Here is a 14097-nt window from a genome sequence, read left to right as displayed (position 1 = left end):
TCGCCCGGCCTGCGTCAGTTCGGCGGCAGGGTGTCCATGAAGGAGCTGACCGAGAAGACCGCGTTGCCGGCCCCGGGCGGGCCGTAGCCGGGCGGACTGGTCAGGCCGTTCGCCTCCATCGTCGCCCGGTACGCCTCCAGCAGCCGGATGTGGTATTCCAGCGGCGCGCCATGCGGGTTGGTCCGGCCGAGCGGGGTGGTCGGCTCCGGGCACCAGGTGGTGAACCGGGGGGTGATGCCCCGGGACATGAAGAACTGCAACCCCTCGGTGGTCGACTCGATCGCCTCGTCGACGGTGGTGAAGCCGAACGGCTCGGCCATCTCGATCCCGGCCACGAAGTTCGGGATGACGTTGCGCGGGCCGAAGATCTCGGCGGAGTCGAGGATCCGGCGGTGCCACTCCTCACGGCCGACGTACCGCTCCTTGCCGGGGCAGTACAGCTCGAAGAGCCGCTTGTCCCAGACCTCGTAGTTCGGGTGGTAGATCCGGATCCCGTAGTCGTGGAACCGCTGCACGTCCGCCTTCGGCAGGGCCTGGGCGACGACCTTGCCGATCCACCGGCCCGGGAAACGCTCCTCGATCGCCTTGGCGTACCGGCCGTAGAAGTCGGCCTCAGCCAGCCCGTCGACCTTGGAGGTGACGCTTCCCCCGGTCAGGGTGTACGCCTTCGAGGCGCCGAGGGTGTCGTGCCGGTCGATGATCTCCATCGCCTCCAGCACCTCGTCCACCGGCTTGACCCCGGTGTACGGCCGGCCGGCCGCCTTGTGCTGGCGCCAGTTGTGGTTGATGTCGCAGTACTGGCACTCCTCCTTGGCGCCGAAGTACTGGCAGACCCGGAAGACGGTTAGGTAGATCAGGTAACCCCACTGGATGGTCGGGGCGACCTCCATCACCGACTTGCCGCCGGAGAGGGTGTGCCGGTAGTACTCGGGCATCGGCGGCAACCCGACGTCGGCGATCGGCCGGTCGTCGAGGTAGAGCCGGAGCACCCCGTCCCCGCCGTCCCTGACCCGGTACGGCGAGTCCGGGTTGACCCGCACCGAGACCACGGTCCGGCGCAGCTCGTACGGGCCGCCGGTGAGGACGATCTCCTCCGGTGGCCGGCGCAGTGCCGCCGTACCCAGCTCGGGCAGGGTCCGGTGGTCGAACGAGAAGATGAAGTACGACTTCGGCTTGACCTCGCCGTTCTCGTTGTCGGTGAGCGCCGAGTCGTCGAACGCCATGCCGCCGCGCAGCAGGTCCTCCTTGAGGATCGCCTCACGCGGGATGTGCGGGAAGCGCCCCATCAGGTCCTCGACGAGATCAGTGCGGGTCTGCACGCGCGCTCCTCCGGTCCGTTACGACGCCGTCGGATCTCCCGACGAGCCTGTCGTCACCATGGCACCCCGCGCCGGCTGGCCGGCGACCGCCTCCTCGGCGGTGTGCCCCCGACCACGCTACCCGCGCCCGGTCCGGCCCCGACGGGTGGATCAAGATCGGCGCGGCAGCCGGCCGACCCGGCCCCGGCGGGCCCGGATCCGGGTAGATCGGCCGAGGCTGGGAACCAGGTCGGCCGGGAGCGGCTGCTCAGCATCGTCCGGGCGGATCGGCGGAACGGGGCCACCCGGCCGGTCAGCCCGGCAACTGCCGCTTCTGCACCTTGCCCATCGCGTTGCGGGGCAGCGCGTCCACCAGGTGCACCCGGCGGGGCCGCTTGTGCCGGGACAGCCCGGTGGCGACGAAGTCGATCAGCGCCTGGGCGGTCACGCCGTCGCCGACGACGTAGGCCACCACCTCCTGGCCGAGATCCGGGTGCGGGGCGCCGACCACCGCCGCCTCCCGGACGCCGGGATGGCGCAGCAGCATGTTCTCCACCTCACCGGCACCGATCCGGAAGCCCCCGCTCTTGATCAGGTCGATGCTGGCCCGGCCGACGATCCGGTGCTGCCCGTCCGGCCCGACCGTCGCCACGTCACCGGTGCGGAACCAGCCGCCCGGGGCGTACGAGGCAGCGGTCACCTCCGGCAGGCCGAGGTAGCCGGCGAAGAGGGTCGGGCCACGGACCTGGAGTTCCCCGATGCTCTCCCCGTCGGCCGGCAGCACCTCACCTGCGTCGTCGACCAGCCGGGTCCGCACGCCGGGCAGCGGCAGCCCGACGTGTCCGGGCCGGCGTTCGCCGTCGACCCGGGTGCTGACCGTGATCAGGGTCTCGGTCATGCCGTACCGCTCGATCGGCCGGTGCCCGGTCAACCCGGCGAGCCGGGTGAAGACCGGCTCCGGCAGCGGCGCGCTTCCGGAGACCAGCAGCCGTGCTCCGGCCAGTGCCCGGGCCGCCCCCGCGTCGTCCACGATCCGCGACCAGACCGTCGGTACCCCGAACAGCAGCGACCCGCCGGCCGCCGCGTACCGGTCGGGGTGGGGTCGGCCGGTGTGCGCGAGCCGGCAGCCGACCCGCAGCGCCCCCAGCACCCCGAGAACCAGCCCGTGTACGTGGTACAGCGGCAGCCCGTGCACCAGGACGTCGTCCGGGGTCCACGCCCACGCCTGCGCCAGGGCGTCCAGGTCGTGCGCGATCGCGTCCCGGCTCAGCAGGACGCCCTTGGGTGCCCCGGTGGTGCCGCTGGTGTAGAGGATCAGCGCGGTCGCCGTACCCGGTGGTTCGGGGAGGTCGCCGGGGGACGCGTGTCCCGCCGTGCGGACCGGCTCGACCGGCACCGGCACCGGGTACGGCGGCGGGGTCTGCGCGAGCAGCAGCGCGGCCCCGGAGTCGGTGAGGATGTGCGCCAGTTCCACCGGCCCGGCGTCGGCCGGCACCGGAACCACGGGTACCCCGGCCATCAGCCCGCCGAGCACCCCGACGACGCCGTCCAGCGACGCGGTCGCGTGCACGGCGACGGCCGGCGCCCCCACCAGCCGGCCGGCGACCCTGGCTGCGGCGTCGCGGAGTTCCTCCCACGAGGCCGGCTCGCCGTCGACCCGGACCGCGTCCGGACGGTCCGGCAGCACCCCACCCAGCGCCGGCAGCAGCATCTGTCCCTCCCGTCGGTCGGTTGCCGACGATCCTGCCAGTTGCTCCCGGACGCACCGAGGCGCCGAATGCCCGGCGGCTCAGATCGGGGGGTCGGGCAGGTCGGAGGGTCGGGCAGATCGGAGGTTCGGTCAGATCGGGGGGTTCGGCTCGATCGCGAACTGCTCCCGGTCGCGCAGCGCGTCGACGACCACGATCCCGGCCAGCACGGCGGTGGCCAGGAACGGCACGGCCAGCAGCGGCAGCACCAGGGCGACCGGGGTGAGCAGACCGAAGACGAGCAGCCCGGACCAGCGGGTGACCACGACCCGCCGTTGCACCTCCCACTCGCACCAGGCCCGACCGAGCAGGAAGAGCACGGGACCGCCGAAGATGATCGCGACCCAGGCCGGGTCCTGTTCGGCGTACGGGTCGTTGATCAACAGGCCGTAGCCGACCGCGCTGCTGACGATCCCGCAGACCATCACCAGATGGGTGTATCCGGCGGACCTGCTGAACCGGACCTGGTCGCGGCTGTTGTCGAAGGCGTCGGTCAACCGCGTCTCGGGCTGGTAGAAGTAGATGCGCCAGAAGAGCACGGTGGTGACGAAGGTCGCGATGAACGTCGCCGTCCGTTCGACCGCGAAGCCGACCGCACTGAGCACGAAGCCGCTGACCAGGATCGCCTCGCCGAGGGCGATCAGCAGCACCTGCTGGTACCGCTCGGCGATGTGCGCCGGGGCGATGCCCCAGTTCCCGGCGTCGGTCCGGCCGAGCCCCGGCGTCGGCCAGCGTAGGGCGGCACCGAGGAACTCCAGTACCACCGCGGCGGTCCAGCAGATCCCGCGCCCGGTGCCGCCGCTGAGCGCACCGGCGATCCAGCCCACCGAGGAGATCGCCGACCAGAACAGGATCCGGATCGACGCCGGTTGCCGGGGATGCCCGCGCAGGGCCAGCACCAGGAAGAGCGAGCGGCCGACGTGAATCGCCACGAAGGTGCTGGCGAAGATCACGCCACGCTCACCGAAGGCCTGCGGCAGCGACACTGCCATGATCATGGCGCCGAACATCGACCCGATGACCACGAGCTGGATCTCGATCCGGCGCGGGTCGAACCGACTGGTCGCCCAGGCGGTGAACAACCAGACCTGCCAGAGGGCGAGCAGGACCAGGAAGGTCTGGCCGAGCTCGGAGAGGAGGGTCCGGCGGCTGACGGTGAAGTCGTCGGTCAGCCGCTGGGAGAGCCGGGTGAGCGCGAAGACGTACACCAGGTCGAGGAAGAGTTCCAGGAAGGTCGCGCGTCCCTGGCTCCTGGAGTCGCCGAGGTGGCCGACCCGGTCATCGGCCGCCAATGATCCGCCTTGTCCCGATCTGCCCTGTCACCCGGCTGTCATACCACGACAGCCGCCCGCCAAATCGGCATAACCTCGGCACTGCCGATCGGCGGGCGACCGCCGGGTAAGGTGCGGGCCGGCCGCCCGGCCGCGAGCTGGACGGTGTCCGGAGCCAGCGGTCAGGCCGAACCGGCCCGGGCCGCCACGGCGGTGTCCGGGTGGTCACTGAACACGCCGTCCAGGCCGAGGCCGTAGAAGAGTTCGTACTCGGCGATGATGTCGCCCCGGGCGTTCGGGTCGGCGCCGATCCGGAAGTCGGCCGGCAGGAACTGGTTCTCCGCCCGGAACGTCCAGGCGTGCACCACCAGGCCGACCCGGTGCGCGTCCCGGACCAGGGTGGTCGGGGCGAGCAGCTTGCCGGCCGCGTCCCGGGGCACCAGCAGGTTCTTGTGCACGCCCAGCCCGTCGGCGTAACCGTCGATCCAGCGCAGGTTGGCCGGCTCGACCAGGTCGGCGTACGTGCGCGGGTCACCGGCCAGCGTGAAGTCGTACGGCCGGCCGGTCGCGTCCAGCAACTGCACCAGCCGTACGTCGGTCATGCTGTTCAACGCGCGCAGGTTGGCGGTCTCGAAGGACTGGATGATCACCGGATCCCTCTTGCCGGTCATGCCGTTCTGCTCCAGTACCCGGACCAGCGGCTCCTCCAGCGGCAGCCCGATCGACCGGAAGTAGCTGGGGTGCTTGGTCTCCGGGTAGACCCCGATGGTCCGGCCCAGCCGGCGGCTCTCACCGCGGGCCAGGTCGATGACCTCCTGGAGGGTCGGCACCGGCGACCGGCCGTCGAAGGCGGTGTTCGTCACCCGCACCAGCGGCAGTCGCTCCCTGGCCCGCAGCGTCCTCAGCTCGGCCAGCGTGAAGTCCTCGGTGAACCAGCCGGTCACCGCCGTACCGTCGATGCTCCTGGTGGTCTTCCGGGCGGCAAACTCGGGGCGGGCGGCGACGTCGGTCGTTCCGGAAATCTCGTTCTCGTGCCGGGCCACCAGCACTCCGTCCCGGGTGGAGACCAGGTCGGGCTCGATGAAGTCGGCGCCCATCCGGATCGCCAGCCGGTACGCCTCCAGGGTGTGCTCCGGACGGTAGCCGCTGGCGCCGCGATGTGCGATCACCAGCGGGCGGTCACCGGCCACCGGCCTGGACCGGTCGTCGTGCGCGGCGGCCTGGCTGGCCGGTACCGCCATCGCGGTCGCCAGCAGCGCGCCGGCCAGGCCGAGCGTGGAGAGGGTACGTGCCAAAGTCGTCTCCCGTCGGTCGAGGCGGGGCCGTGCCGCCGGGCGCGGCTCCGCTCCTGCGTCGACCTGGAATCCAACCCGCTCCTGGCGACCGGCAGTCGTTCGACGGCTGTCCGGACGGTGAACCTCCGGGGTGGCGACCCCCGGCACCCGCCTCCGTCATCCGGCCCCCTTCCGCCGCGTACGCCGAGTCGCCGGAATTATCGCCGACCGTCCACTCCGGCGACGAACCGTGCCGCGCCGACCGGTGCCCTTGACCGTCCATACCTAACCGTTAAGCTCGGCGGTCAGGCATCGGAGGTCGGTGAATGAAACACCTTGTGCTCGGGCTGCTCGCCGCCGGCCCGGCCCACGGCTACGAGCTACGTCGTCGCTACGACGAGCTCTTCGCCGACGCGGGCGGCGAGGTCAACATCGGTCAGATCTACGTGACCCTCGGTCGGTTGGAGCGGGACGGGCTGGTCGCACACACCGCCGAGTCCGGCGGCGACCGGCGGGACCGTAAGGTCTACCGGCTCACCGAGCCCGGCACGGCGGCGCTGCACGAGTGGCTCTCCGCCGGATCCGATCCCCCGCTGGTCAAGCCGGACGTGCTGCTCCGGGTGGTCGCCGCCCGGCTCGCCGCGCCACTCCTGCCCGACGTGGATCCCCGGACCGTCATCACCGACCACCGGCAACGCTGCCTCGAGGCGCTCCGCACGCTCGACCAGCAGGCGGCCCGCACCGCCGCCGGGAGCGTCAGCGGCCTGCTGGTGCAGGCGACCGCGCTGCACCTGCAGGCCGAGTTGCGCTGGCTGGAGGCGTGCCAGCAGCAACTGGCGCAGATCGAGTTCAAGACCTTCTCCGAGGGGGGACGGCGATGACCGAGCCACTGCTGCACGCCCGAGGCCTGGTACGCACCTACCACGGCGGCGTACGGGACCTCGCCGCCCTGCGGGACGTCTCGATCGAGGTGGCGGCCGGCGACTGGGTCGCGGTGACCGGGCCGAGTGGCTGTGGCAAGTCCACCCTGCTGCACCTGCTCGGCGGGCTCGACCGCCCCGACCGGGGCGAGGTCTGGCTGGCCGGCCGGCGGCTGGACACCCGTTCGGAGAGCGGGCGGGCCCTGCTGCGGCGCCGGCACGTCGGCTTCGTCTTCCAGTTCCTCAACCTGGTGCCGACGATGACTGTCGCCGGCAACGTGGAACTGCCGCTGGTGCTCCAGGGCGTCGGGCGGCGCGACGCCCGCCGCCGGGCACTGGAGGTCCTCGACGAGTTGGACGTGGCCGAGACCGCCGACGCCGTACCGGCCGAGCTGTCCGGCGGCCAACAGCAGCGGGTGGCCCTGGCCCGTGCCGTGGTGCACCGCCCCGACGTGCTGCTGGCCGACGAGCCGACCGGAGCGCTGGACTCGGCCGCCGCCGAAACCGTGCTCCACCTGCTGCGCCGCCGGCACGAGGAGGGCCAGAGCATCGTGCTGGTCACCCACGACCACCGGGTCGCCGCCGCCGCCGACCGGGTGGTGACGATGCTCGACGGGCGGATCGTCGACGAGCGGGACCTGACCGGTCCGGCCGACCGGCCGGCGTTCGGCAACCTGATCAACCTGGAGGGTTGAGTGTCCGCCATCCTCCGGCTCGCCCGCTCGGGGCTGCGGGGCGGCAACCGGGCCACCGCGATCGCCACCGTGCTGGTCGCCGCGCTGGCCACCACCGGCGTGGTCGCGGGGCTGTCGGTGCAGGGGCAGGGCGGCGCGGAGCTGGACCGGATCTACCGCGACGCCGGCCGTCCGGACCTGGTCGTCTACGGCACCCCCGAAGTGCTGGAGGAGGTACGCCGGGATCCCGCGTTCGCGGCCACCTCCCCGGTGAGCCCGTACCTCGGCGCGGCGGTCGACCTCGGCCGGGAATCCGTCGACGCCCGGATCACGGCTCTCGTCGACGACAGCTATCCGACGGGTCGGCCGCTGCTGCGTACCGGCGAATGGCCCGCGACCGGCGTGGCCGGGGAGGTGGTCTTCGACCAGGCGGCCGCGACCGAGGCCGGCATCGGCACCGGTGACCGGATCCGGCTGACCGTCGGCGGCCGGCCCGCGACGCTGACCGTGGTCGGCACCGCGGTCGACCTGACCGACTGCTTCTATCCGGACTGCGACCCGATCCGGCTCTTCGTCGATCCCGCCACCCTGGCCGCACTCGCCCCGACACCGCCGGCCGACACTCCTACACCGCCGACCGACACTCCTGCACCGCCGACCAACACTCCTGCAACGCCGACCGACACTCCTGCACCGCCGACCGCCGGCCCTGGATCGTCGGACACCGGTGGGTCGGCGGTGCCGCCGTCCGGGGAGGGTCGAGCGGGAGTGGGCGGGTCGAGAGCGCTGCTGGTCGCCCGGCTGGTCGACGCCGACCAGGCCGACGCGGTGGCCGCGAGGATCGCCATCCGGGCCGGTGTGCAGGGAGTCCAACCCTGGCCGGACACCAGGGACGACATCCTCGTCCGAGACCGGATCTTCGGCGCCTCGCTGGCCGGCTTCGGCATCTTCGTCCTGCTCACCGCCGCCTTCGTGGTCGCCGGTACCGCCGCCGCCCGGCTACTCGCCCGGCGGCGGGAGATCGCGCTACTCCAGTCGGTCGGCTACACCAGTCGGCAGGTGGTCACCGGACTGGTCACCGAGGCGCTGCTGCTCGGCGCGGTGGGCGTACTCGCCGGATGGGTGGCCGGCACTCTGCTCGCCCCGTTCCTCCAGATCAACCTCGGCGGTGCACTCGGCCGGCCGGGTCTGCGGTTGACCCCACTGTCGCTGCCCGGCTCCGCTCTGCTGGTCGGCACGGTGCTCGCCGCGGCCACCGTACTGCCGGCCTGGCGGGCGGTCCGGCAACCCGTCTCCGGCGTACTCCGCGACGCCCCACCGCGTGGTGCCGCCCCGGCCCGGGTCACCCGGATGCTCGACCGGCTCCGGCTCGGCCCCGCCTACCGGTACGGGCTCGGCGCCGTACTCAGCCGTCCCGGGCGCTCGGCGCTGACCGTTGCCGCCCTGGCGGTCGCCGTGGCTGCGGTGGTGGTCGGGGTCGGCTTCGCCGCCACCGTGGACCGGATGATCAGCGAGCCGGCCCGCAGCGGTGACCCGTACGACGCCGTCGTCGTGGCGAGCGGCACCGATCCGGCCAACGTCACCACCGCCCTCGCCGGTACGCCCGGTGCGGCCGGCTGGTACAGCCAGGTCGACCGGCGCAGCACGTTCGGCGACGAGACGTTCCTGTCCCGTGCGATCGGCGGGGACCCTGCCGACGCGCGCTTCCTTGTCCGGGAGGGCCGGCCGTTGCGGGCGCCCGGGGAGGCGATCGCCGGGTACGGCCTGCTGCACCGGTTCGGGCTCCAGATCGGTGACACGATCGAGATCAGGGCCGGGGACACCGCGCTGCGGTTGACGATCGTGGGCTGGTACAGCGAGACCGAGGACACCGGGCAACTGCTGATGTACCGGGCCGAGATGCTGCCGGGGGTGGCACCTGACGCGTACCTGGTCTCGGCCGCCCCGACCGGTACGCCGGAGGCGCTGGCCGCCGCGCTGCGGGACCGGCTCGGCCCCGGCGTCACCGTGCACGCCCGGTCCTCCGACCCCGGTGACCTGGGTACGTTCACCGTGGCCATGCGCCTGCTGGCCGTACTCGTCCTGCTGATCAGCCTCGCCAACCTCGCCGCGGCGCTGCTGACCGGCGCCCGGGAGCGGGCCCGGACCCTCGGCGTGCTCCGCACGGTCGGGTTCACCGTCCGGCAGACCGTCGCGCAGTCCGCGACCGGCGGTGCCGCGCTCGGCCTCGCCGCCGCGCTCGCCGGTCTCCCGATCGGCCTGCTGGTGTTCCGGCTGCTCACCGACCGGGTGATGGTCGGCATCGGCGCCGGTCCCGGTCTCGCCGAACCACCCTCCGCCGTGCTGCTCGCGTCGATCGTGCCGGTGACCATGCTGGCCGGCGCGCTCGCCGGTGTCCTGGCCGCCGCCCGGGTGGCCCGAGCCGGAGCCGCCGAACTTGTCCGCTACGAGTGACCCGGCCACCGAGCAACTCCGCTCCCGTTCCGCCGTGCCGCCGGCCGCTCGATGCGCTGGCTCGCGCAGCGGCATGGTCGAGCTGGCGGCGGGCCCGGCCGGTGGGCGCCGTCAGAAGGTGACCGGCAGGCTGCCGAGTCCCCGGGTCCGGAACGACGGCCGCCAGGTCAGCTCGGCCGGGTCGACCGCCAGGGCGAGCTTCGGGAACCGGCGCAGTACCGCCCCGATCGCGATCTGCGCCTCCAGCCGGGCCAGCGGCGCACCCACGCAGTAGTGGATGCCGTATCCGAGCGTCAGGTGCGCGTTGTCCGGCCGTTCCAGGTCGAGCGCGTCCGGATCGGCGAACCGCTCCGGATCCCGGTTCGCGGCCGCGACGCAGAGCAGCACCGTGGCTCCGGCCGGAATGGGAACCCCGCCGATCGTGAGGTCGCTGACCGCGAAGCGGCGCAACGCGACAGTGGACGGTGGTTCGTAGCGAAGCAGTTCCTCGACGGCGGCCGGCGACGGCTCGGCACCGGTACGCGCCAGCGCCAACTGCTCGGGGTTGCGCAACAGGGCGAGCAGCGAGGTGCCGATCACGTGTACCGAGTTCTCGTAGCCGGCGAAGAGCACGAGGAAGGCGAGCGAGGTCAGCTCGTCCTCGCGAGCCGGAGGTACGCGCGGCGTGCGGGCAGGGCACGCCGCGCGCGTACCCGGCGGATCAGAAGTCGTCGTCGAACCTGACCGTGCCGGTCACCCCGACCTGGTACGCCGAGACCCGCCGTTCGAAGAAGTTGGACAGCTCCTGCACGTCCTGCAACTCCATGAAGGCGAACGGGTTCGTCGACCCGTACCGCGGGGCGATGTCGAGCTGGGCCAGCCGGCGGTCCGCGACGTACTGGAGATACTCCCGCATGTCGGCGAGGGAGAGCCCGGAGACGCCGTGTTCGAGCAGGTCCTCGGCGAACTGCACCTCGCACTCGACCGCCTCGGCGAGCATCTGGCGGACCTGGTCGCGCAGTTCGTCGTCGAAGAGCTCCGGCTCCTCCCGACGTACGGTGTCGACGACGTCGAAGGCGAACGCCATGTGCATCGACTCGTCCCGGAACACCCAGTTGGTACCGGAGGCCAGCCCGTGCAGCAGCCCACGGGACCGGAGGAAGTAGACGTACGCGAACGCCCCGTAAAAGAACAGCCCCTCGATGCAGGCGGCGAAGCAGATCAGGTTGAGCAGGAACGCCCGCCGGTCGGCCCGGGTCCTCAGCTCACGCAGCTCGAACACCGAGTCGATCCACCGGAAGCAGAACTCGGCCTTGCGGCGGATCGACGGGATGTTCTCGATCGCGGCGAAGGCGGCGAACCGCTCCTCGTCGTCCGGCACGTACGTGTCGAGCAGGTTGAGATAGAACTGCACGTGTACCGCCTCCTCGAAGAGTTGGCGGGAGAGATAGAGCCGGCCCTCCGGCGAGTTGACGTGCTGATAGAGGTTGAGCACCAGGTTGTTGGCCACGATCGTGTCGCCGGTGGCGAAGAACGCGACCAGTCGGCTGACCAGGTGCCGCTCGGCCGGTGAGAGCCGGTCCAGGTCGGCCAGGTCGGCGTGCAGGTCGACCTCCTCGACCGTCCAGGTGTTCCGGATCGCGTCGCGGAACCGGTCGAAGAAGTGCGGGTAGCGCATCGGGCGCAGGGTCAGGTCCATTCCGGGGTCGAGCAGCATGGGTACCTCGTCGATTGTGGATCGGTCGGCGGTGCGCCGGCCGCTCACGGCGGTGTCGGTGGCGGTCGTGGGTGCGGTGTCGGTGGCGGGTGCGGCGGTGGTCACCGGTGCGGCGGCGGTCACTGGCAGGCGTCGCAGGACTCGGGGTTCTCCAGTGAGCAGGCCAGCGCCGCGTCCGGGGAGCCTTGGACCGCCAGCGTCACGGCGGGCAGCGTCATGGCGGGCAGCGTCACGGCGGGCAGCGCGGGCCGGGCAACCGGCTGCGCCGTCACCGTCGCCTGCTGGATCCGGGTGGCCGGGCGAGACCGGAGGTAGTAGGTCGTCTTCAGTCCGGACTTCCAGGCGTACAGGTACATCGAGCTGAGCCGGCCGATGTCCGGGGCGGCCATGAAGAGGTTCAGTGACTGGGACTGGTCGACGTAGGGCGCCCGGGCGGCAGCCAGGTCGATCAGCGCCCGCTGCGGCAGCTCCCAGGCGGTACGGAACACCTCGCGCAGCCGCGCCGGCAACTCCTCGATGCCCTGCACCGAGCCGTCCGCCCGCTTGATCGCGGCCCGGATCCGCTCCGTCCACAGCCCACGTGCCTTCAGCTCCGCCACCAGAGCCGTGTTCACCTGGAGGAACTCCCCGCTCAGCGTCTCCCGTTTGAACAGGTTGGAGACCTGCGGCTCGATGCACTCGTAACAGCCGGCGATCGAGGCGATGGTGGCCGTCGGGGCGATCGCGACCAGCAGCGAGTTGCGCAGCCCGTACGCCGAGATCCGCTCGCGCAGTGCGGCCCAGCGGCCGGTCTGGCTGCCGGTCACCCCCCACAGGTCGGGTTGGAGCTGCCCGGCCGCCGCCCGGGTCTGCGGGTACGCCGGATGGGCGCCGAACCGCTCGGCCAGCCCGGCCGAGGTCTCCAGCGCGGTCAGGTAGATCTCCTCGGCGATCCGGGTGGAGAGTTCCTTCGCCTCGGGCGAGTCGAACGGCAGCCGCAGCGCGAAGAAGACGTCCTGCAACCCCATCACCCCGAGCCCGACCGGCCGCCAGCGGGGATTGCTCGCCGCCGCCTCCCGGCTCGGGTAGTAGTTGATGTCGATCACCCGGTCCAGGAAGGTCACCGCGGTCCGGACGGTCTCGCGCAGCCGTACCCAGTCGATCCGGTCCAAGGCAGCGGGTGCACCGCCCGGGGCGGCCGGGTCGGCGACCAGGTGCGCGGCCAGGTTGACCGAGCCCAGGTTGCAGACGGCGGTCTCGGTGTCGCCGGAGACCTCGATGATCTCCGTGCAGAGATTGGAGAGGTGCACCACGTTGCCCGGCTCGGCGGTCTGGTTGCAGAGCCGGTTCGAGGTGTCCTTGAAGGTCATCCACCCGTTGCCGGTCTGGGCCAGCGTGCGCATCATCCGGCCGTAGAGGTCACGGGCCCGGACCTGGCGGACGTGCCGGCCCTGCTCTTCGGCGGCTCGGTACGCCGCGTCGAACTCCGCGCCCCACAGATCCGGCAACTCCGGCACCTCGTCCGGGTCGAAGAGCGACCAGACCTCGTCCGCCTCGACCCGCCGCATGAACTCGTCCGGGATCCAGTTGGCCAGGTTCAGGTTGTGGGTCCGCCGGGCCTCCTCGCCGGTGTTGTCCCGCAGTTGCAGGAACTCCTCGACATCCGGGTGCCACGGTTCGAGATAGACGCAGGCCGCGCCCTTGCGCCGGCCACCCTGGTTGACCGCCGCCACCGACGAGTCGAGGGTACGCAGGAACGGGACGATCCCGTTGGAGGTGCCGTTGGTGCCCCGGATCAGCGCGCCCCGGGAGCGGACCCGGGACCAGGCGATGCCGATCCCACCGGCGAACTTGGACAGCCGCGCCACCTGGGCGTAGCGGTCGTAGATCGAGTCGAGTTCGTCGCGGGGCGAGTCGACCAGATAGCAGGAGGACATCTGGGTGTGCCGGGTGCCGGAGTTGAACAGCGTCGGTGAGCTGGGCAGATAGGCGAGCGACGCCATCAGCCGGTAGAAGCCGACCGCCTCGTCCGGGGTACGGGACAGTCCACATGCGACCCGGAGCAGCCAGTACTGCGGGGTCTCCAGGACCAGCCGGTCCACCGGGTGCCGCAGCAGGTACCGGTCGTAGACGGTACGCAGCCCGAAGTACTCGAAGCGTCGGTCGGCGGCCGGGTCGACGGCCTCGTCCAACTCGTCGGCGTACGTCCGGACGAACTCGGCCGTCTCGTCGCCGATCAGGCCGTGCCGGTGCCCGAGCCGGATCGACCCGCTGAACGAGTCGACGCCCTGTCCCCGGACCTCCTGTTCGAGGTACCCGGCGAGCAGTCGGGCGGCCAGCCGGGAGTACTGCGGCTCCTCGCCGATCAACTCGGCGGCGGTCTGCACGCAGAGCCGGTGCAGCTCGGCCGCGCCGGCCCCCTCGGCCAGGCTGTTGACCACCCGGGTCGCCAGCCGTACCGGGTCGACGTCGGGGAGGTCGTCGGCCTGGCGGCGCACCGCGCGGGCGATCGTGCCGACGTCGGCCGGTCCGGTCGTGCCACCACCACCCGCTCCCGGCGGGCTGGCGGGCCAGTCGGGGCGGTAGCCGGTCCGTCGCACCGTCGACCGCTCGCCGTCGTCGTCCTGTGCCGCCGACCCGTCCGGCGTGGCCTCGGTGACTGTCACAACTCTCTCCTCGCGCACTCGACTCCTCCGGTCCGGAGGAAGCCGCGCGGGGACGCCGACGGGCACGCGTCGACGTGCGTCGGTGGCGTCGGCCGTCCCGCGCGGCCTCGGACCGCC

The 14097-nt window shown here is 72.2% G+C and carries 10 protein-coding genes; 3 read left to right on the top strand and 7 right to left on the bottom strand.

Annotation, left to right across the window (positions count from 1 at the left end; translation table 11 throughout):
• Window positions 1-14 precede the first annotated feature (14 nt).
• The 4 genes from CLT71_RS02630 to CLT71_RS02615 all read right to left on the bottom strand — a co-directional run bounded on the left by CLT71_RS02630 (window position 15) and on the right by CLT71_RS02615 (window position 5612).
• Window positions 15-1319 carry a radical SAM protein gene (locus CLT71_RS02630; protein WP_101365681.1) on the bottom strand — a complete coding sequence of 435 codons (1305 nt, stop codon included), beginning with the start codon at window positions 1317-1319 and terminating at the stop codon, window positions 15-17.
• A gap of 292 nt (window positions 1320-1611) precedes the next feature.
• On the bottom strand, window positions 1612-3009 hold the full coding sequence (locus CLT71_RS02625; protein WP_101365680.1) for an acyl-CoA synthetase: 1398 nt from the start codon (window positions 3007-3009) through the stop codon (window positions 1612-1614).
• Window positions 3010-3138: 129 nt separating this feature from the next.
• A complete protein-coding gene (locus CLT71_RS02620; RefSeq protein WP_101365679.1) occupies window positions 3139-4338 on the bottom strand; it encodes a low temperature requirement protein A in 1200 nt (399 codons plus the stop codon).
• Between the two features lie 161 nt (window positions 4339-4499).
• Window positions 4500-5612, bottom strand: coding sequence for a glycerophosphodiester phosphodiesterase (locus CLT71_RS02615; RefSeq protein ID WP_101365678.1), 1113 nt, complete (start codon window positions 5610-5612; stop codon window positions 4500-4502).
• Between the two features lie 305 nt (window positions 5613-5917).
• On the opposite strand from CLT71_RS02615, the gene CLT71_RS02610 reads away from it, so the two are divergent.
• From CLT71_RS02610 to CLT71_RS02600, 3 genes are read left to right on the top strand one after another with little or no spacing between them, the layout of a single operon-like run.
• The gene (locus CLT71_RS02610; protein ID WP_199187486.1) at window positions 5918-6472 is read left to right on the top strand and encodes a PadR family transcriptional regulator; all 555 of its coding nucleotides are present in this window, start codon (window positions 5918-5920) and stop codon (window positions 6470-6472) included.
• Window positions 6469-7206 carry an ABC transporter ATP-binding protein gene (locus CLT71_RS02605; RefSeq protein ID WP_101365676.1) on the top strand — a complete coding sequence of 246 codons (738 nt, stop codon included), beginning with the start codon at window positions 6469-6471 and terminating at the stop codon, window positions 7204-7206. Before CLT71_RS02610 ends, CLT71_RS02605 begins: the two co-directional genes overlap by 4 nt.
• Window positions 7207-9639 (top strand): ABC transporter permease, encoded by a 2433-nt coding sequence (locus CLT71_RS02600; protein ID WP_101365675.1) that lies wholly within the window; start codon window positions 7207-7209, stop codon window positions 9637-9639.
• A gap of 111 nt (window positions 9640-9750) precedes the next feature.
• Here CLT71_RS02600 and CLT71_RS02595 read toward each other — a convergent pair whose 3' ends face one another.
• From CLT71_RS02595 to CLT71_RS02585, 3 genes are all read right to left on the bottom strand, one after another.
• Window positions 9751-10251 carry a cytochrome P450 gene (locus tag CLT71_RS02595; RefSeq protein WP_486483003.1) on the bottom strand — a complete coding sequence of 167 codons (501 nt, stop codon included), beginning with the start codon at window positions 10249-10251 and terminating at the stop codon, window positions 9751-9753.
• An 88-nt stretch (window positions 10252-10339) separates the two neighbouring features.
• Entirely contained in the window at window positions 10340-11335 is a 996-nt protein-coding gene (locus CLT71_RS02590; protein ID WP_101371079.1) for a ribonucleotide-diphosphate reductase subunit beta, read from the bottom strand.
• 119 nt (window positions 11336-11454) lie between these two features.
• Window positions 11455-13914: a ribonucleoside-diphosphate reductase subunit alpha gene (locus tag CLT71_RS02585; RefSeq protein WP_101371078.1), complete on the bottom strand. Its 2460-nt coding sequence runs from the start codon at window positions 13912-13914 to the stop codon at window positions 11455-11457.
• Between the last annotated feature and the right edge of the window lie 183 nt (window positions 13915-14097).

This window comes from Plantactinospora sp. CNZ320, assembly GCF_002846275.1.
Note: the sequence above shows the minus strand (reverse complement) of the source record. Positions and strands in the feature narration are given on the sequence as shown.